Raw genomic sequence first — 18,016 nt, forward strand, 5'->3', positions numbered from 1 at the left:
ATGAATAGCTGGAACCAACTGCCAGGAAAAGGAGACTCAAGTGACTGACCGATCGGGACAGGTGTGGGAAGAGCTGGTGGAGTTGATGGCTGAGATCGAACAGGATTGGTGGGGCGAAGACAGAATGATGCCCAGTCCGGACGAACGGGCCGAAGCGCGGATATTCGCGCTCAACTCATTGCAGCACGCCCTGGAGTTCTGGTCGCAGGCCGACCCGGCTCGGCCTTGGTTCTACCGGTGGTTCTCGCCCACTAAGAAGCTCTTGGGCGACAATCCAGATGCCATCTACTACGGCTCGGTGATCGATCCCGATCGCGAGTATGTGATCCGCGGCAATTTGGCGGGGGCGGTGTATACGTCGTTCACCGTGGAGGCCGGGACGGCTGGTGGAAATATGTCGGCCAAGCTGGGCGCCACGCTGAATGACGACGAGATTGAAGTGCGGCCCGACGGGAGCTATGAGCTGCATCTCAGCCAGCGTCCCCAGCCGAAAAATTGGCTGGCGCTCTCACCGGAATCGGGCAGTGTCACCACCCGGCACTATTTCGAATGGAACCGCCCGGCAGCCACCGACCCGACAAAGCACGTTCCTCTGGTGATCGAGCCGACGGAGGATCCCGGCCCGCCGGCTATTCCCACCGACGAGTCTTGCGCCCAAGGTCTCCGGCAGGTGATCACCTTTTTGCGGAGCGTCACGGTGGACTGGCCAACCGGCCCGCGGCAGCCTCTGGCCTGGAGCTCTACCGTGCCCAACCAGTTCACCAACCCGCCGCTTGACGAGGGGAATCGTGAAATCGGCTACGCCGCGGCCGACAACGCCTACCGATCGGCCCGCTATCAGCTCGGCCCTGACGAGGCGCTGGAGATCCGCGGACGATTCCCTGCCTGCCGGTTCGCCAACGTTGTCCTGAACAACCGCTTTATCCAGACTCCGCCCTATCGGGAGCGGCGGGTGTCGCTCAATCGACGCCAGACGGTGCTGGAATCGGATGGGTCGTTCCGGATGATCCTGGCCCATCGCGACCCGGGCATCCCCAACTGGCTGGACACCGCCGGAGCACCCACCGGCACCCTGTTCTGGCGCTACTTGCTGGCTGAAGAGCAGCCCAGCCAGCTTGAGACGAGGGTGCTGTCGATCGATGACGTATAAGAGGAAACTGGCATCGCCGGCTATTCCGCATCGCCACTAGGTTGCATTCGGCGTTGCGGGCGAGTTGCCCTATTTCCGGGTAGCGAGAGCCCGAAGGCGGGCGACCCGCTGGTCCTTGCCGCCTAAGTAGCGAACGAGCACGCCCAGTACCGCTTCGTGGTCGAGGGTGCCGGCTGCGTCCATTTCCTCGAGATCGGCCCAGTCTCGAGTGCGGTCGAAGAACGCCTTGAACACGGCCAGGTCTCGACAGGCGAGGAAGGGAATATCGGCGCCGGCGAATGATTCGATCCGGGCCCGGGTGGCGGCGGCTTCGTGGAACGGGGTGGTGTTGAGGAATACGTCCACAGGGGTTGTGTCCCACCAGAGGCGACTCTGCCCGTCGGCCTCTAACTGCTCCCGGTTGGCGGTGGTCACTTCTATTCCTGCGGGCAGTGCGGCCATTACCTGTTCGACGCAGTCGAGGCCGACAAAGAGGTTGACGTCGATGTCGATGGTGGCCCGCGCCTGCTGGGTGCACCATGCCAGGGCCAGCGCGCCTCCGAAGGCATGGGGGATAGCAGCGTCGTCCAGAGCGTGATGGAGGGCGACAATGCGCTCGGCCAGGTTCATTTTCCGAACACGGGAAATTCGAGGGTTGGGGGGTGGCGGGCGGGAAACACGGCAGCCAACTCGAGCACAGCCGCCAATTCGACCCCCCGATCGAGACGGCCGTCTCCTCGCACCCGGGGGCTGATCTCCCGGTCAAGGGCGAAGCCGGCGGCACGAACGATGCGGTCGACGGTAGCGGCCGAAGGCACTTTGGCTCCCGCCTCGTAGGCGGCGATCGCCGAGTGGGAGGTGCCGGCAGCCGCAGCAAGGCCCCGCAGCGTGAGGCCAGCCCGGCACCGGGCAGTGCGGATCACCTCGGCCGCGTCCATGCCTACGATGGTATCCGATCAGATACCATTTGGCTATAGCAGCCGGTCTAGAGGTCGCGTCCTAGGAGGCTGAAGCACTGGCCGGTCGGGCCATCTTGTGGTGAACGGGTAGCGAGAAATGCCACGTACTCGGCAACTTCGCTGGGCTCTTTGACCCGATCCCCGCCGAGTGCCGGCTCAAGTTCCGCGAGACGGTCCATTGGCAGTCCGACCGTCCAGCTCAAGAGCTCGGTGGCAACCGCGCCAGGCACAATCTCGTTGACTGTGATACCTCGGGGCCGGAGCTCTCCTGCCAGCACGCGGACGTACATCGAAACGGCGGCCTTCGCCGAGCAATAGGCGGCAGCCCCTGATGAGGGCGAATGACCCTGGCCTGAGCCGATCACGATGATGTGGCCACCGTCGCCCGCGGCCAGGAACTCGAGTGCAGCGTCGCAGCAGAAGTGGACCCCATGCACATTGACATCGAAGCAGCGGTCCCAGTCTTCACCAGCGAGTTCTCCGACTGGGGTAAGCGGCTGCATAGCGCCGGCATTGTTCACCAGGATGTCGAGGCGGCCAAAGACCTCTTCGGTTCTGTCGAAAAGACGGCGGACCTCGGAGCGTGAGGTCACATTGGTCGCAATCACCTCAGCCCGCCCGCCTGCGTCGGTAATTCCAGCCGCGGTTTCGTCAAGTTCATGGACAGAACGAGCGGCAAGCACGACTGAGGCACCCATTTTGGCCAGACGCTCAGCACTTGCCCGTCCGATCCCACGTCCCGCGCCGGTTACGACTGCGACTCTTCCTGTGAGCGGTTTTGTCGACATTAGACCTCCCGTGTGGCCCACCCAATCATGTCCGGTATCGCCAGGCGATGTGGGAGGAACGGCGGGCGATTTGAGCTTGGCGGTCTGTAGGGGGCAGGTCTAGTTGGGTGATGGGGACGACGTTGGCGTCCACCACTGGGGTGTCGGCGGGTGCCACCAGCGGATGGTGCATAGCACCGATTCTCGCCCTTCGGTGTCGAGCCAGTTGGCTCCGCCCGGATCGGAGCCGGCGATCACGATTGGTCCGGGCTCGATGAGGGCGTGGTTCAGGCAGGTCAGCCGATTGGTGAAGTCGAGCGCCTCGTACCACGGCCGGTTGTAGAGCTGGATGTCCCACATGGTGGCGCCCCGGTGGTCGATCTCGACCACGAGGGCCTGATCGGGGTCGAGGGCCACTCCGGCATGGCTGTAGATAAGGGTCTTGACACCGCGTCCCATTCCGGCTGGAGGCAGGAACGAGTTGGGAGGCTGGTCGCCGAGCATGCGCTCCTGGTAGCCGTTCCAGAACTCGAAGGAGTGCTCGATCTCGCCTAGTGCTGTCCCGAGGATGGCGGCAGCGTCGATTTCCGGCTTGGGCTCGCCCACGGTATCGAGGCGCTCTATGACAAATGTGGCCGGCTCGGCGGGTTGCCAGTCGAAGTAGTAGTCGCGGATATGCACAAACGACACCTCAGGATCGAGGGGCAGCCATGTCTCACTTTCGTCGTCGGGGGTCTCGCCGCCGAGCTGGATATCAATATGGTCGCCGGGGCCCAGACCGAGACTGGAGCCGGTCACCTCCAGGCCTACTCCAGCACCACCGCTTTGGGTGGCCCCGAGCTTGATCTGGAGCACAAACTCCTCACAGGCCCCCATGTGGCCGGATATCCGGTACACCCCGCCGCCCTCGATCGCGGTCCGGCGAGCCACCTGGTCGGCGTTGGGCCCGCCCCACTGGTACACGGGATCGCTGCTCCGGAAGAAGGCAGGGTGGCGGGGGTCGTTGTGGCCGATCGCATAGGTCAGCCAGCAAGCCACCTGGTTGGCTAGATGCCGCTGCCCTTCATCATCAAGCCCTTCGCCAAGAGCTTCAATCCGCTCACAGAACTCACTCCATGTAGTCATAGACAACTTGCAAAATAGACCACTCCCGCTCAGGCAGCGAGTGTGGAAATTGGGTAGGCGAGAATCTTCTGGTCGGCGGTTACAAGGGTGCAGCCTTCAGTGGTGGCTTGGGCGATAAGGAGCCGATCGAACGGGTCGGCATGGAGCAGGGGGAGTGTTCGTAGTCCCATGGCGTGGACGGGAGTCAGGTCAAGCCAGGTGGCGCCGAGCTTTGCAGTGAGGGTGTGGCAGCTATGTTCCATTTCCATCTTCCCGAGCCGTCGTTTGATTTCGATCTCGGCAACCGAGACGGAGGACACCAGTAGCCGGTTGGTTGGATCTTCCAGCGCGTCGACTGCTTCGCCGGAGAGACGTTCTGGTGCCTCATTGGCCCAAAGCACTACGTGAGTGTCGAGCAGCAGGTCGGCCATCAGATCGGGTCGCTAAGGGAGGCGAGCACTTCTTGCGGCGTTTCATCAAAGTCGTCAGCCACGGTGATCGTTCCGCGGAGCTGGCCGAGTTGGCGGCGCGCCGGTGGACGGGCCACCAGTCTGAGGCCTTCTGTAAGCAGCTCATTGATGACTTCTCCCAGTGTGCGACGGGATTCGAATGCCATGCGTCGCGCTTCCTCGTACACTTCGTCGTCAATCGACACGGTTGTGCGCATATGCGCATCATAACATCAACAAGAGATGTATGGTTGACTGATTGAAGGAGGCCATCGGGATGCGAATTGAACCGCTTACGGCGGCGCTGGGGGCGGAGTTGTCGGAGATCGACCTTGGGGGGCTCGACGCCGGGACAGCCTCGGAGCTTCGGGCGGCGATTCTGGAGTACAAGGTGGTGGGTATTCGCGACCAGTTCCTGGATGATGCTGATCACGTGCGGTTGGCCGAGTTGCTGGGTGATCCGTGGATTCATCCGATGGATCGCATCGCTGGGGTCGACAAGGCGGAGCCGTCGGAGTTGCGGGTCAAGAGCGATCATCAACTGCTGACGGATAGGTGGCACTTGGATGTGCTCTATGCGCCCAACCCGCCTGCTTTCGGCATCTTGAGAGCGATTGATGTTCCACCGGTAGGGGGCGACACCATGTGGGCCAACCTGGTGCTGGCTGCCTCGTGGCTGCCCGACGAGCTGCGGGAGCAGATGCGGGAGCGCTTTACTGTCCACAGCGTGCCCGACACGCTCATCGGCTTGAAGCAGCAGTTGTTCCCAGATTTCGATCCGCAGATCTGGCAGGACAACCTCCAAGGGGTGCGCCAGCCCCTATTGCGACGGCATCCCGAGACGGCAGAGGAGGCGATCTTCTGCGTTGGGGATGCCTCTATCGACGGGCTCGATGATGACGCCAGCAAAGACATAATGGCCGCCGTCACCGAATACGCCACCAATCCCAGCGTGACCTGTCGCTGGCGCTGGCGCAACGGAGACGTGGTGATCTGGGACGAGCGTTGCACCGCTCACTTCGCCGTACGCGACCCCTGGGAAGGGGAGCGCGTGCTGCGGCGGCTGCTCGTGGAAGGCGATTGCCCGGTTGCGGTCGACTAGCTATCCGGTATGGCGATGACAGATTCACTGGATGACAGGATTCAGCGGCTGCTAGATCGCGACGAGGACCTGCTGGCTTCGCCTTGGCAGCTCTTCGACGACGTGCGGGAGGCGTCTGAGCCGGCCTTCTATAGCGAGGCGATGGGGGCCTGGGTCATAACCAGCTACAAGCTGCTGCACGACATCGTTGTCGACCCGGAAACGTGGTCGAACCGGTCACCAACCGCGACCTATGACTTCCGGAATCCGGTGGCAGATCACACCGCCGCTATTGCTAGGGAGCCGGACATGGCTGAGGCGGTCAGCCGTTTTCGAAGCCGGAATCGGGGGCGGGTGCTAAACACCGCCGATCCGCCCGAGCATGTTCGACAGCGCCGGGCGCTAAATCGGGCGTTCCGTCCTGCCCGCCTTCGGGCGCTGGAGCCCGAGGTCATATCGGTATCTAGTCAACTGGTTGCTGAGTTCGCCCATCTGGGCCGGGCTGACCTGTTTCGCGAGTACGCCGTCTTGTTGCCTATGGCGATGATCTCCCGAATGCTCGGTGTCCCCGAAGAAGAGCTCGGGAAGTTCAAAGGATGGTCGGATGACTTCGCCATTCCCATCGGGCGGGCCAACCCAAGCCAGGACGAAGTACGCAGCTACATCAGATCGGAGTCTGAGTTCGAGGACTATTTCTCGGCCATGATCGAACAACGCCAGGCCGAGCCGCGAAGCGATCTGATCTCGGATGTGGCTAACGCCGAGGTCGACGGCGAGCCCTTGACCCACGAAGAGCGGATAACCGCGTTGAGACAGTTTCTGCTGGCAGGCAACGAGACGACTACCACGCTATTGGCCAACATCGGCCATCGACTGGCCACCGATCACGAGCTGCGCGACCGGCTGGCAGGGAATCGGGATCTGGTGCCCGCCTTCGTGGAAGAGGCACTCCGCCACGAAGCACCGGTGACCGGGTTGTTTCGAGTTGCCACCCGAGACACCCAATTGGGCGATAAGCCAGTGGCCAAGGGCGAGTTCGCATGGGTGGCGTTCGCGGCGGCCAATCGAGACCCCGAATTGTGCCCGATGCCCGATAGGTTCGACATCGACCGAGACCCCAACGAGCACGTGGCGTTTGGATACGGCGAGCACTACTGCATCGGCCAGGGCCTGGCCCGCCTCGAAGGCAAAGTGGGCACCAATGCCATGTTGGATCTGCCCAACCTGACCCTCGCCGACGACCACACCTACAACTACATGGACAGCTACATACTCCGGGGACTTACCCAGTTGTTGGTTACCTTCGACCCGTTTGGCGGCACCCCCGGCAATTGAGGGGAAACCAATTCGAGTTGGCCTGCGGGTCAGGTCGCGCCGTCGGCCACCAGAACGACTTGGTCGCTGGCCAATGCTTCGATCTGTTCAGCGGTGTAGCTGAGCTCAGCCAGGATCTCAGCGGTGTGCTCCCCACATTCACACGGGCCTCGCTGGATCGCTTCTTTGGTGTCGCTGAAGTTCACCAACTGCCCGACGTCCTCGAACAAGCCGACAGATGCCGAATTCGTCTGGGCCCGCAGCCCGAGAGCGAGAGCCTCGGGGTCGTCGAAGAAGTCGCGGCAGAACTCCTCGTTCACCACCTCAACCGGCACGCGGTTGGAATCAAGCAGCTTGAACGTCTCATTAGCAGAGCGCTCCCGGCACCACGAGGAAATCTGTTCGCTTAGCGCCTGGTCGTGCTCAGCCCGGGCAGTCGGATGGGAATACCGGATGTCTGCGGCCAATCGCTCAAAGCCCGGAACGGTACACAGAGCCGCCCAGGCCGGCTCATCGATCGCCGCGATGGCGATGTATCCGTCGCTGGTCTCGTACATGCGATAGAGGGCGCTGAGGCCCCACTGGTCGGCATCGACCTGATCCCAGGTAACTTCTGGGTCTTCGGGGTTGATCCAGGCATAAGACGTGGCCAGAAGGGTGGCGTTGACGATAGATGTGCTTACCGAGCGGCCTATCCCGGTGCGCTCCCGGTCGAACAGCGCCAATGCGATAGCGGTCGCACTGAGCATCGCGTTTCCCGTGTCTCCCATTCCCGAGCGCGACCACATCGGAGGATTGCCGCTTGAGCAGGCACCGTCTTCCCACTCCGTTCCGCACAGCGCGGCGGCGGTCTGGTCGGTGCCGGGAAGATCGGAGCGCGGCCCCTTCTCATAGCCGCGGGAGTTGCAGATAACCAGGTCGGGACGGCGCTCCCGCAGCGAAGCTTCGTCTATCCCCAAGCGGGCCATCGCACCAGGCCGCCAGTTGGTGGCAATGACATCGGCCTGGTCGATGAGTTGGTGCAAGATCTCCAGTCCGCGGGGGTCCTTGAGGTTGACTGAGATACTCCGCTTGCCTCGGTTGGTGCCGAGCCCCATATGCGTGCCCGCCCAGAAGGTGTCGTGCAGCGCATGGACCTTGATGACGTCAGCGCCGAGGTCGGCGAGCATCCTCGGCCCGAAGGGTCCGGCCACCCCAAGACCAAGGTCGAGCACCTTGATACCGGCCAGCGGACCTCCGGTGAGCTCGGCGGGGCCATTGGACCGGGCCTGCGTTTGTGTCCCATAGGGCTCGCCAAACTCCAGAGGGTTGCCGATGTGGCGGATCCGACCGTGGAGGGGATGGTCAACCTCGGCCACACATCCATCGGCCAGGAACGACTCGTCGAGCAAGGCCTCGAGCGGGGAGCGCACCAGCGCGACCCCCATTTCGTTCGCCTCTGCCTCGGCCACCCAGTCGCGGGCCGGGAGTCGCTTGAAGGCTTCGGCCAACTCGGGGTAGAGGAAGTGGGTGACGAGCAAGTCCTCAGCAGTCATGCCGATGCGATCAGAACCCCGGCGATAGTCGGCAGTGGCGGGGGCTGAGGAAGCCGAACCGGTTTCGCGGACCCAAGCCGGCCAAATGGACCAGTGGTGGACCCATCGTCCGTCGGCGCACTCGAATAGGCCTTCGATGGATCGGCTGTCGGTGGGCCACATCCAATACAGGGGGCTGTCTTCAGGACGCTCCACCCGTTGCCAGGTGAGGGACCCGGCGAACAGTGCACCCTGGAACAGCGATGTCTCCACCGCCTGCCCCCTGCCGGTTACCTCGCGGGCCCGCAGGGCAGCCGCGATCCCGAAAATGGCCAGGTGAGCTGCGCCCAGGCTTGGCCAGTTCGTCCGGGGGAATATGGGTCCAGGTCGATCAACACCTCGGACCATGCCATCGGGAGGACCGAACTCGGGGGAGGGCGGATTGCGTCGGCCGATGTAGTTCATGGCCGTCCCCACCCGGCCCCGCTGGTCGAAGAACAGACCGGTCCGAGCGGCGACTAGGGCATCGATTCCGGGCCGGTCTTTGTGGTCGGAGTGATGCCCGTAGCCGGTGATGGAACAGGAGATGACCTGGGGGTTGATCTCGGCCAGAGCAGCGTGGCTGAGGCCCAAGCGGTGGGTGGCCTCGCTGGAGAACGCGCTGACAACGATGTCTGAGTTCTCCACCAGCTCCCGGAACGAAGCAGCATCGGCTTCGCCGTGGAGGTCGAGCGGGATGCGCTCTGCGCCCCGGTGCCACACCACATAGCCCGACTGATTTGCGAATGGATCGCCTTGCGGAGGCTGGATGCGGACGACATCAGCGCCGTTGTCCTCCAGCATCATCGTGGCCATGGGACCGGCGATGCCCCATGACAGGTCGAGCACTCGCACCCCGCTCAGGATCCCCATTGCTGCTCCCTCCGCCACCAGTCCAAGTCAAGTGGTGATTTCTTCCAGGGCTAGGATAAGTCCCGATTCTCAACCAAGGGAGATTCATGACTGCGACTGCACCATTGGAGTCAACCGCTGACCTCGAAGCGCGGGAGTTGCTTGTGTCTTCGGACTCGCACGTCCGGTTGACCCATGAAGGAGTGAAGGACCGGCTGGCAACGAAATTCCACAGTGACTACGACCAAGCCGTCGACCAGGTCGGGGGCGGGGTGGCCACTCGCGCCGGCCAGAACACGATGCCCCCGGGATTTGAGGGGGTGCGCCACGCCATAGGCCGGGCCGGAAATATCGACGGCCATGAACGCTTGAAGGACATGGACCAAGACGGTGTCGACGTGGAGGTGTGCTACTGCGAGTTCAGCGCGTTCCGCTACCTGTATCTCATGAAGGACGGGTGGCGGGAGGCCACCCAGGCGTTCAACGACTCGCTGATCGCATTTGGAGAAGCCGACCCCAGCCGGCTGGTGGTTTCGTACCAGATACCCATTCACGGCATCGACGTCGCGGTCGAAGAGGTCCACAGAGTCGCCGCCCTGGGCGGTAAGTCGCTGCAACTTCCGGTGTACCCGGTGGAGCTGGGTGCTCCTGACTACTACGACCGGGTCTACGACCCCCTGTGGGCGGCCATCCAGGAGACCGGGCTTCCGGCCTGCTTCCACATCGGCTTGGCCCCGATTGACTACTTCCAAGATGAAATGCCCCAGTTCGGGCAGGGCTGCATCCAGCCGATGTCAGCGATGTTCACCTCGGTGCAGTACGCCAACTTCATCCTCAGCGGCATCTTCGTGCGCTTTCCCGAGCTGAAGACGGTGTGGGTGGAGCCGGGGGTGGGTTGGATCCCCTGGTGGCTGTTCATCATCGACCAGATGAAGACGGTGACCAATTACCCCTTCAACGAGATCGACGAGCGCCCCAGCTTCTACTTCAACCGCAACATGTCCGTGACGTTCATCCACGAGCCGTTTGCGGTCCACAAGCTCCGCTACGACATCGGCGTTGAGAACATGATGTGGTCCACCGACTACCCCCATCCCGCCTGCACCTGGCCGGACTCGCGAGAGCTGGTCAACCAAGACTTCGAAGGCATCCCTGTTGATGAGCGCGAGCTGATCTTGAGCGGCAATGCCATCCGGGTCTGGAATCTCGACCTCTGAAAATTCTCAGCACTCCGCCCGCTCAATCGAGCGTCAGGATCGCACCGGTCCGGCTGGCGGAGATAACCGCGGTTCGGGCATCGGCCACCTGATTGACGGCGGTGCCTCGTAGCTGGCGCACCGCCTCCAGCACGAGGTTGAGCCCGTGGATGTAGCCCTCGCCGATCAGCCCGCCGTTGGTGTTGGTGGGCAGTGAGCCGTCGAGGGCCAGATTGCCGTCGGCGATGAAGTCCTTCGCCTCACCGAACCCGCAGAACCCCAGCCCTTCGAGTTGCATAAGCAAAATGGGGGAGAAGGCGTCGTAGATCAGCGCGACGTCGATGTCGTCTCGGGAGAACCCCGCATCTTCGAATAGGCGGCGGCCCAGCGCCATTGTGCCATCCATCACGGACAGGTCGGGCCGGTAGTGGTCGCTGGCGATCTCCTGCTCGAAGAGACCGGCCGTCGATGCGGTTCCGATGCGGACGGGGGTGTGATGCAGATCGGCGGCTCGCTGCGACCCGGTGATCACCAAAGCCACTGAGCCGTCGGTCTCCTGGCAGCAGTCGAGCAAGTGGATGCAAGGCTCGACGATCCACCGTGACTCCTGGTGTTCATCCAGGGTGATCGGATTCTGGAATCCCCAAGCGGCGGGGTTGGTGGCGGCGTAATCGCGCAGCTGGACTACTGCACGACCGAAATCCGCGCTCTCCACCCCGAATTCGTGCATGTAGCGCACTGAGTTGAGCGCCATCCAAGACGCCGGAGTCAACACCCCGAAGGGCATGCACCACTGCATGGCCGTGGTTCCCGAATGGCCCGAAGTGGGAGTGGGTGCTGTTTTGGCCGACCCAAACCGGGTGGCACCGGATCGGGCCCGAATCGCCCGGTAGGCCACGACCACCTCCGCGGTGCCGCTGGCCACCGCAGCCGCCGCGTGCTGCAAGACGCCTACCGATCCGCCACCCCCGTAGGGGATTCTGGCCGAGAAATTGACCTCCTCGATCCCCACCGAGCGGACAAGCTCGGTTTCCTCCACCGGGTCTACGGTGTAGCTGACGATCCCGTCGACATCGGCCGCGGCGAGGCCGGCATCGTCAAGGGCGGCGGTAATCGATTCGCAGGCCAGTTGGAGCTCTGTGCGGCCGGCCCGGCGGGAGAACTCCGTGCAGCCGGCACCGACGATAGAAGCCGCCCCGCGGGCCAAAGTGCGGCGGCCCATCACAAGTCCTCTCTAGGCCGGAATACAGGGATCAGGGGACCGTCAGCGGTGGGGACGAAGTGCGCGTATACCGGCATGCCGATGAGCACGTCGTCTTTCAAGACATCGGTAAGGGACGACAGCAGGCGAACTCCCTCTTCGAGATCCACCAGCGCCGCGATAACCGGGTACTCGAATGCCGGATGTTGGGGGTGGTGGAGTATGGCATAGCTGTACAGGGTTCCCTGCCCGCTGAGCTCAGCTATTTCCACCTCCAGAGATGAACAGGCCGGGCACATGGGACGCGGCGGGTGACGCAGCCTTCCGCAGTCGGCACAACGCTGGGCCACGAGGCGCCCTTCGGCGGCCGCGTCCCAGAACACAGCGCTGTCATCGGTGACCGTGGGCGAGGGCCGGATTGGCGCATCGGCTGCCATTTGCTCTCCTTTCTAGCGACGGCCTGTGCATGGTAGGTCGCCGTTGGCAGCGAGGGGCGGTTGTCGAAGCTAACCTGCGGATTGGTGCCACTCCGCCGCAGTCGCAAGGCTTAGGGCCGATGATGACGGCCAACGAGAACGAGCGGGTGTTGTTGGTGTCCGGCGATTCCCATGCGGGGCCCAGCCTGGGTGCGCTGCGGTCGTATTGTCCATCGGCCTATCTGGCGGCCTTCGATGAGTTCTCCGCCAGCCCCCAAGTCAAGGAAATGCGCGCCGTGGTGCGGGAGAGCGGGTCGCTGTACCTCAACACCTCGGGACACAATGACCCGGAGGCCCGCCTGGCCGACATGGACCGTGACGGCATTGCCGCCGAGGTGATCTTCCACAACAGCTTCAACGGCGAGCCGATTCCGTTCGTCGACGAGGGCTGGCCCGAGCTCGACAATCCCGAGCTGGCGGGGGTGGGATTTCAGATCTACAACCGCTGGCTCGCCGACTTCTGCTCGGTGGCACCCGAACGATTGATCGGATTGGCCCATATCCCGATGTGGGACATTGACGCCGCCATTCGAGAGGTTGGATGGGCGGCCGACCACGGGTTGCGGGCGGTTAATTTTCCCAGCGCTCGACCACAATGGGTCCAGTACAACGAGTCGGACTGGGATCCGTTCTGGGCCGCAGTGCAGGAAGCCGGGTTGGTGCTGGGCACCCACGCGGGGGCGGCCACCGATCCTGCTGTTCGAGATGTAAGCGGCACGCCTCTGCTCTTGATAGAGGCCGGTGGGGCGTACAACCGCCGGGCGGTGGCCCGCATGATTCTGGGGGGAGTGTTCGAGCGATTCCCCGGGCTCAAACTGGCCATGACCGAACAGCCCGGTGTGTGGATCCCCGCAGCCCTGGTCGAGCTCGATTCGGCGGCCTTGGCGCCCCTGCCATTGGCCAACGCAGAGCTGTCCAAACCTCCCAGTGAGTATTTCAAGCAAAACGTTTTTGTCGGCGCCAGCTTCATCGCCCCGTTCGAGGTGGAGGCCGCGGTGGACGACTGGTGGTGGACAAACATCTTTTGGGGCCGCGATTACCCGCACCCCGAGGGCACTTGGCGCTATTCCGATGATCCCAAGGAGACGCCGATGACCCACCTCTCGTTGCGCCATGCCATGGCCGGCATCCCCCACGACAAGGTTCGGGCCATCGTCGGGGAGAACGCAGCCCGCGTCTATGGGCTCGACATGGGCACGCTGCGATCGATCGCCGATGAGATAGGCCCGACCATCGGGGAAATCACCACTCCGCTGGAGGCAATTCCGGCCTTGGAGGGACCTGAGCGCAAGGGGTATGGCTACTTCGCGTTCCGAACCGTCGGCCCCTACGCGTGAGCCTTGGCCCAAGGACGAAGACGCAAGCACTGAGGGAGAGCGAAAGATGACTGCTCGAAACGGCAGCCGGGTTGCAATTGTCACCGGAGCGCGGCCCTGGGGAGTTGGGGGATCGACGGCGCGGGCCCTTGCCCAACGGGGCTACGACATCGCACTGGTGGACATTCGCCAGGACTGGGGGGAGCAGAGCGCCGAGGCAGTCATGGGAGAGACCGGCCAGCGGGCGATCTGGGTGCGCGCCGACGTGTCGAATCGAGATGATGTCGCCGACATGGCCGACACGGTGCTCGGGGAGTTCGGACGCATTGACGCTCTGGTCAACAACGCCGCTATCGGCGGGGCCAGCAGCACCGAGAACTTTGAGGTCGAGGAATTCAACCGGGTGATCGGCGTCAACTTGCTCGGTCCGATGCTGTGTACTCAGGCAGTGGTTCCGGCCATGAAGGAGGCCAACTACGGCCGGGTGGTCAGTGTGGCTTCAACAGCGCCCTTCAACCCGCCGCCCGCCGACATGAGCCCCGTGTCCCTCTACAACGCCGCCAAAGGGGGCTTGATTGCCTGGACCAAGTCGGCCGCGGCCGAACTGGCCCCCTACGGAATTGTGGTGAACGTCGTCGCCCTCGGGGGGATTTCGACCGGGGGCATGGGCAGCGAGAATCCTCCAACTCCCGAACAGGACGAGCACATGTTGAATGTCGTGCACCGCGGCTTGTTGCCCTGGGGCCGGGTCCTGCGAGTCGATGAAGCAGCCGATGTGATCGCCTATGCCGCCTCCGCGCCGAGCCACGCCATGCTCGGGGCCACAATTCACGCCAGCGGCGGACGGGTAATGCCGCTCTGAGTTCGGCTACAGAAGAACCCCAACAACAAGGAACGAGGCAGAAGATGGACAGCGCCCACACGATCCGCCGCGTGGTCACAGGACACGATGCCGACGGCAAGTCGGTTGTCGTCTTCGACGATGTTCACGACTACAAGCGCCGAGTGCAGATCTGGACAGCGGAGGGTTCTCCGGCAGACAACTCCGGGGAGGTGGCCGATGCCGCATTGCGGGAGACTCGCCTTGAGGCCCCGCCCCAGGGATCGTTGTTCTGGATGGTGGAGCTTCCCCCCAGTCGGGAACTCGCCCCGGGAGCAGCTGCCGAGACCGCGGAACGGCTCGCCGCAGAAGGAGCCGTCACCCACCGTGATGGCCGCCCAGGGATGCACACGACCAGGACGATCGACTACATGGTGGTTCTCGACGGTGAAGTCACCCTGTTACTGGACGAGGGCGAGGTGACCCTGCACAAGTACGACACGGTGGTCCAGCGCGGGACTGCCCATCACTGGGAGAACCGAGGCACCGAGCCGGCCCGCCTGGCCTTCGTTCTGCTCGATGCCTTGCCGCTGCGGTGAGCGGCTTCGCCTCGCTAGCTGACTTCGGCCGTGGTGGCGATGATGGAGCGGCGGTCGTAGGGGGCGGTTTCGCCGGCGAGGTCGACTGGGATCACGCGCAGGCCGGAGTCGTATGGTGAGCCCCCAACTCGGAAGGTGAACGTTCCGGGCTCGGTAACGAGAGCCATGTCGAGGCCGTGGAAGGCCAGTCGGCTGGGGTGGACGGTGAAGGTGACGGTGCGGGACTCTCCGGCGGGGATGGAGATCCGGGTGAATCCGATCAGCTCGCGGATCGGCCGAGCTACCGATGCGACCTCGTCGGTGGCATAGAGCTGCACGACCTCATCACCGTCGCTTGATCCGGTGTTGGAAATGGGCACTGCAATCCTGGTGGCTTCAGTCGTCGACCCGGGTGTCACTGAGGGCTCGCCATATTCGAACGTGGTGTACGACAGGCCGTGCCCGAACCAATAGAGCGCGTCGGATTCACAATCGACATAGCTGCCGTAGAACTCCGACCGGTCGCCCCGTCGCCGCATGTCGTAGTGCAGCGGAACCTGACCGACGTGTTTGGGCAGAGAGACCGGGAGACGTCCCGCAGGGTTGACGGCACCAACCAGCACATCGGCAATGGCCGTGCCACCTTCCTCGCCAGGAAGGATCGACCAGAGCAGGGCATTGGCGGCCGCAGCCTCATCGGCGAGCGTATGTACCCGTCCACTGATCACGACGACGACGGTCGGGGTGCCGGTGGCCGCGACCTCGGCTACGAGTTGCGACTGCACTCCGGGAAGGCCCAGGTGGGTGGCGTCGCGGGCCTCACCGACGGTGGCGTCGGCAACCAGCCCCGAGCGGGCGCCAACGCACACAATGGCGACGTCGGCTGAGGCCGCGACGGCAACGGCATCCCCGATTCCCGATACGTCGCCGCCGGTATCAGCACACCCTGCTACGTAAACGACCTCGGCGCCGGATAGAGCGGCCCGCAAGCCTTGGAGCGGCGTCACATGGGGGGTGAAGTGCGGTCCCGGGGAGAACGTGCCGCCGGCCTCGGGCAGCTGGTCGAGCCCTTGCTCCATGCCGAGAGCCTCCATGGCCTCCAGCATTTCTGCACTGCGGTTCTGGTAGATGATCTCCAGATGGGCGGGATAGTGGTAGTCGCCCTGGAGAAGCCGAGGATCGTCGGCGTGGGGGCCGATGACCGCCACTTGTGAGATCGAGGGGTCGAGAGGCAGCACTCCATCGTTTTCCACCAGGATCACCCCTTTAGCGGCGGCCCGCCGGGCCAACACCCTCTGGTCGGGGGTGTCGAAGACGTCGGGAGCAGATTCGGCGTCCACATAGGGGTTCTCAAACAGCCCGAGCCGGAACTTTTGGGCCAGCACCCGTGTACACGACTCGTCGATGATTGACTCGTCGATTCGGCGTTCTTGGACTGCGGTTGGAAGGTGCTTGTAGCAGTCGAGGGCGGGGAGCTCGATATCGAGGCCCGCGCTGAGAGCTTGGATGGCCGACTCAGTGGGATCTGCCGCGGTCATGTGGTTGAAGTGCAGTTGCATGACCGCGAAGTAGTCGGCCACCACCGTGCCGTCGAAGCCCAGTTCGCCCCGCAGGAGATCAGTGAGCATGGCCCGGCTGGCCGCCACCGGCACTCCGTCGATGGACGAGTAGCTGTTCATGATCGATTCCAGGCCGGCCTCTCGGATGGCGGCCGCGAACGGCTCGGCGTACACCTCGCGCAGCTCTCGATCGCCGAGGTGGACAGGCGCTTGATTCCGGCCCCCGAGGGAATATCCATAGCCCAGAAAGTGCTTTCCAGTACACACAACGCCGTTGGCCAGATTGTCGGTCTGGAGCCCTCGCACATAGGCCACTCCCATTCGGGCGCACAGCTCGGGGGATTCTCCGTAGGTCTCCTCCACTCGGCCCCATCGGGGATCCCGGGCCACGTCCAGTACGGGGGAGAGGTTGTGGCGGGCGCCAACGGCGGTCATCTGGATGCGGATCACCTCCGCCACCTCGGCCATCAGATCGACATCCCAGGTGGCGGCCAAGCCCAGCCCCTGGGGGAACGTGGTGGCGCCGCGGTGGAGGAATCCGCCGACGCCCTCCTCGTGGATCACCGTGGGGATCCCCAGTCGGGTGCGTTCCACCAGCACTTTCTGGATGTCGTTGCCGAGCTGGGCCGATTCGTTGGCCAGAAGGCCGGTGCTCGCGCCGATACGGGTGACTTGGCCGATACCGTCGGCCAGTGTCTCGGCTGCTTGGTCGGCGTCGAAAGTCTCGTCTTGGACCAGCGCAGTGAGCCAAATCGCTCCGAGCTGGGCCACCTTCTCCTCCAGCGTCATGCGCCCCAGGAGGTCGGCTACTCGGTCGTCGATGGCTGCGTTTGGATCGCGGTACGTCTCAGTCATGGAGTCTCTCCTTGGTGGCTTTCTCTGCTTATCACTCCTGCAAGCGGGGCATGATGCCCTGGTGCAACCGGTAAGGGCTGCATTCACAGCACCTGACGGAGAATGAGAGCGAGCCCGCCCGCGAGGGCGACGAGGAGCACGGCGGGGCGAAACCAGGCCCGATCGAGAAAGGGGCGAACAAAGCGGGCCAAGAACAGCCCCAGAATGATGCCGGGGATGAGCCAGCCGATGAGCTCGATCTCGTACAGGCCGAACTCGCCGGTGGCGAGGAGCCCGATCAAAGCGGCAACCGCCACCATCAGGAATACGGTGCCAACTGTGCCTCTCAGCGTCGCCGGCTTCATATCGCTGAATGTGAGCACGAACGCGGGGCCGGGCAAGGCAGCGGTCATGCTAGAGAATCCAACCCCCATTCCAGTGGCCACCTCCACCCTTGGCGTCCGGGCAATCCGAAATCCGCAGAGAAGAGATAGGGCGCCGGCGGCGGCAAGGCTTCCGACCAGGAGCGCGATGACCTCGTCACTAACCATGGAGAGCACTACCAACCCAGCAGCCAAGCCGAATGGCAGTCCGTATGCACATCGTCGGACGGCCCTGCGGTCGGTGTGGCTGCGTTCGACAATGACATTGCGAATGCCGACAACTTGGCCGACGACGATGAGCGGCCCAGGGGCAAAGCTCGGGTCGATGGCCACCAGAGCTGGACCAGCCACGAGGGCCAACCCTATGCCCAGACAGCCCTGGGAAATGGCCCCCGCGGCCGAGAAGCAGATGATTACGAGTATCTCAAGCGGGGACAGGGCAGTA

The 18,016-nt window shown here is 63.6% G+C and carries 18 protein-coding genes; 7 read left to right on the forward strand and 11 right to left on the reverse strand.

Annotation, left to right across the window (positions count from 1 at the left end; translation table 11 throughout):
- The first annotated feature begins 40 nt into the window (after positions 1-40).
- Positions 41-1,150 (forward strand): DUF1214 domain-containing protein, encoded by a 1,110-nt coding sequence (locus ACOQPI_RS13015; RefSeq protein ID WP_420620052.1) that lies wholly within the window; start codon positions 41-43, stop codon positions 1,148-1,150.
- A 69-nt stretch (positions 1,151-1,219) separates the two neighbouring features.
- Here the strand turns inward: ACOQPI_RS13015 and ACOQPI_RS13020 are convergent, their stop codons facing one another.
- From ACOQPI_RS13020 to ACOQPI_RS13045, 6 genes are all read right to left on the reverse strand, one after another.
- A complete protein-coding gene (locus ACOQPI_RS13020) occupies positions 1,220-1,759 on the reverse strand; it encodes a hypothetical protein (protein WP_420620053.1) in 540 nt (179 codons plus the stop codon).
- Positions 1,756-2,067, reverse strand: coding sequence for a helix-turn-helix domain-containing protein (locus tag ACOQPI_RS13025; RefSeq protein ID WP_420620054.1), 312 nt, complete (start codon positions 2,065-2,067; stop codon positions 1,756-1,758). The genes ACOQPI_RS13020 and ACOQPI_RS13025 overlap by 4 nt, the downstream gene beginning before the upstream one ends.
- Before the next feature lie 47 nt (positions 2,068-2,114).
- Positions 2,115-2,876, reverse strand: coding sequence for an SDR family NAD(P)-dependent oxidoreductase (locus tag ACOQPI_RS13030; protein ID WP_420620055.1), 762 nt, complete (start codon positions 2,874-2,876; stop codon positions 2,115-2,117).
- 99 nt (positions 2,877-2,975) lie between these two features.
- Entirely contained in the window at positions 2,976-3,980 is a 1,005-nt protein-coding gene (locus ACOQPI_RS13035) for a hypothetical protein (protein WP_420620056.1), read from the reverse strand.
- 29 nt (positions 3,981-4,009) lie between these two features.
- Entirely contained in the window at positions 4,010-4,390 is a 381-nt protein-coding gene (locus tag ACOQPI_RS13040; RefSeq protein WP_420620057.1) for a type II toxin-antitoxin system VapC family toxin, read from the reverse strand.
- Positions 4,390-4,626, reverse strand: coding sequence for a CopG family transcriptional regulator (locus tag ACOQPI_RS13045; RefSeq protein ID WP_420620058.1), 237 nt, complete (start codon positions 4,624-4,626; stop codon positions 4,390-4,392). The genes ACOQPI_RS13040 and ACOQPI_RS13045 overlap by 1 nt, the downstream gene beginning before the upstream one ends.
- Positions 4,627-4,667: 41 nt before the next feature.
- On the opposite strand from ACOQPI_RS13045, the gene ACOQPI_RS13050 reads away from it, so the two are divergent.
- Both ACOQPI_RS13050 and ACOQPI_RS13055 read left to right on the forward strand, forming a co-directional pair.
- The gene (locus ACOQPI_RS13050) at positions 4,668-5,510 is read left to right on the forward strand and encodes a TauD/TfdA dioxygenase family protein (RefSeq protein ID WP_420620059.1); all 843 of its coding nucleotides are present in this window, start codon (positions 4,668-4,670) and stop codon (positions 5,508-5,510) included.
- A gap of 15 nt (positions 5,511-5,525) precedes the next feature.
- Positions 5,526-6,824, forward strand: a complete 1,299-nt coding sequence (locus ACOQPI_RS13055; RefSeq protein WP_420620060.1) for a cytochrome P450 — start codon at positions 5,526-5,528, stop codon at positions 6,822-6,824.
- Between the two features lie 29 nt (positions 6,825-6,853).
- Here ACOQPI_RS13055 and ACOQPI_RS13060 read toward each other — a convergent pair whose 3' ends face one another.
- Positions 6,854-9,247 carry a CoA transferase gene (locus ACOQPI_RS13060; protein ID WP_420620061.1) on the reverse strand — a complete coding sequence of 798 codons (2,394 nt, stop codon included), beginning with the start codon at positions 9,245-9,247 and terminating at the stop codon, positions 6,854-6,856.
- Between the two features lie 125 nt (positions 9,248-9,372).
- Between ACOQPI_RS13060 and ACOQPI_RS13065 the strand changes: the two genes are divergently transcribed.
- Positions 9,373-10,425 carry an amidohydrolase family protein gene (locus tag ACOQPI_RS13065; protein WP_420620062.1) on the forward strand — a complete coding sequence of 351 codons (1,053 nt, stop codon included), beginning with the start codon at positions 9,373-9,375 and terminating at the stop codon, positions 10,423-10,425.
- A gap of 22 nt (positions 10,426-10,447) precedes the next feature.
- Here the strand turns inward: ACOQPI_RS13065 and ACOQPI_RS13070 are convergent, their stop codons facing one another.
- Together ACOQPI_RS13070 and ACOQPI_RS13075 are read right to left on the reverse strand one after the other, a co-directional pair.
- Entirely contained in the window at positions 10,448-11,626 is a 1,179-nt protein-coding gene (locus ACOQPI_RS13070; RefSeq protein ID WP_420620063.1) for a thiolase C-terminal domain-containing protein, read from the reverse strand.
- Positions 11,626-12,042, reverse strand: a complete 417-nt coding sequence (locus ACOQPI_RS13075; protein WP_420620064.1) for a Zn-ribbon domain-containing OB-fold protein — start codon at positions 12,040-12,042, stop codon at positions 11,626-11,628. Before ACOQPI_RS13075 ends, ACOQPI_RS13070 begins: the two co-directional genes overlap by 1 nt.
- Positions 12,043-12,161: 119 nt before the next feature.
- Here ACOQPI_RS13075 and ACOQPI_RS13080 point away from each other — a divergent pair, with 119 nt between their 5' ends.
- The 3 genes from ACOQPI_RS13080 to ACOQPI_RS13090 are packed head-to-tail and all read left to right on the forward strand — an operon-like array spanning position 12,162 to position 14,816.
- Positions 12,162-13,418, forward strand: coding sequence for an amidohydrolase family protein (locus ACOQPI_RS13080; RefSeq protein ID WP_420620065.1), 1,257 nt, complete (start codon positions 12,162-12,164; stop codon positions 13,416-13,418).
- A gap of 46 nt (positions 13,419-13,464) precedes the next feature.
- Positions 13,465-14,259 carry an SDR family NAD(P)-dependent oxidoreductase gene (locus ACOQPI_RS13085; protein WP_420620066.1) on the forward strand — a complete coding sequence of 265 codons (795 nt, stop codon included), beginning with the start codon at positions 13,465-13,467 and terminating at the stop codon, positions 14,257-14,259.
- Between the two features lie 44 nt (positions 14,260-14,303).
- Positions 14,304-14,816: a cupin domain-containing protein gene (locus tag ACOQPI_RS13090; protein WP_420620067.1), complete on the forward strand. Its 513-nt coding sequence runs from the start codon at positions 14,304-14,306 to the stop codon at positions 14,814-14,816.
- Between the two features lie 14 nt (positions 14,817-14,830).
- On the opposite strand, the gene ACOQPI_RS13095 is transcribed toward ACOQPI_RS13090, so the two are convergent.
- Together ACOQPI_RS13095 and ACOQPI_RS13100 are read right to left on the reverse strand one after the other, a co-directional pair.
- Positions 14,831-17,209 (reverse strand): beta-glucosidase, encoded by a 2,379-nt coding sequence (locus tag ACOQPI_RS13095; RefSeq protein ID WP_420620068.1) that lies wholly within the window; start codon positions 17,207-17,209, stop codon positions 14,831-14,833.
- 83 nt (positions 17,210-17,292) lie between these two features.
- Positions 17,293-18,009 (reverse strand): TSUP family transporter, encoded by a 717-nt coding sequence (locus ACOQPI_RS13100; protein ID WP_420621040.1) that lies wholly within the window; start codon positions 18,007-18,009, stop codon positions 17,293-17,295.
- Between the last annotated feature and the right edge of the window lie 7 nt (positions 18,010-18,016).

It is taken from the genome of Candidatus Poriferisocius sp., assembly GCF_965219815.1.
GTDB lineage: Bacteria > Actinomycetota > Acidimicrobiia > Acidimicrobiales > Bin134 > Poriferisocius.

Excerpts from the sequence above, each read along its gene's own strand:
- ACOQPI_RS13020 (WP_420620053.1), bottom strand. The coding sequence starts at position 1,759 with ATGAACCTGGCCGAGCGCATTGTCGCCCTCCATCACGCTCTGGACGAC.
- ACOQPI_RS13025 (WP_420620054.1), bottom strand. The coding sequence starts at position 2,067 with ATGGACGCGGCCGAGGTGATCCGCACTGCCCGGTGCCGGGCTGGCCTC.
- ACOQPI_RS13030 (WP_420620055.1), bottom strand. The coding sequence starts at position 2,876 with ATGTCGACAAAACCGCTCACAGGAAGAGTCGCAGTCGTAACCGGCGCG.
- ACOQPI_RS13035 (WP_420620056.1), bottom strand. The coding sequence starts at position 3,980 with ATGACTACATGGAGTGAGTTCTGTGAGCGGATTGAAGCTCTTGGCGAA.
- ACOQPI_RS13040 (WP_420620057.1), bottom strand. The coding sequence starts at position 4,390 with ATGGCCGACCTGCTGCTCGACACTCACGTAGTGCTTTGGGCCAATGAG.
- ACOQPI_RS13045 (WP_420620058.1), bottom strand. The coding sequence starts at position 4,626 with ATGCGCACAACCGTGTCGATTGACGACGAAGTGTACGAGGAAGCGCGA.
- ACOQPI_RS13055 (WP_420620060.1), top strand. The coding sequence starts at position 5,526 with ATGACAGATTCACTGGATGACAGGATTCAGCGGCTGCTAGATCGCGAC.
- ACOQPI_RS13070 (WP_420620063.1), bottom strand. The coding sequence starts at position 11,626 with ATGGGCCGCCGCACTTTGGCCCGCGGGGCGGCTTCTATCGTCGGTGCC.
- ACOQPI_RS13075 (WP_420620064.1), bottom strand. The coding sequence starts at position 12,042 with ATGGCAGCCGATGCGCCAATCCGGCCCTCGCCCACGGTCACCGATGAC.
- ACOQPI_RS13080 (WP_420620065.1), top strand. The coding sequence starts at position 12,162 with ATGATGACGGCCAACGAGAACGAGCGGGTGTTGTTGGTGTCCGGCGAT.
- ACOQPI_RS13085 (WP_420620066.1), top strand. The coding sequence starts at position 13,465 with ATGACTGCTCGAAACGGCAGCCGGGTTGCAATTGTCACCGGAGCGCGG.
- ACOQPI_RS13090 (WP_420620067.1), top strand. The coding sequence starts at position 14,304 with ATGGACAGCGCCCACACGATCCGCCGCGTGGTCACAGGACACGATGCC.
- ACOQPI_RS13095 (WP_420620068.1), bottom strand. The coding sequence starts at position 17,209 with ATGACTGAGACGTACCGCGATCCAAACGCAGCCATCGACGACCGAGTA.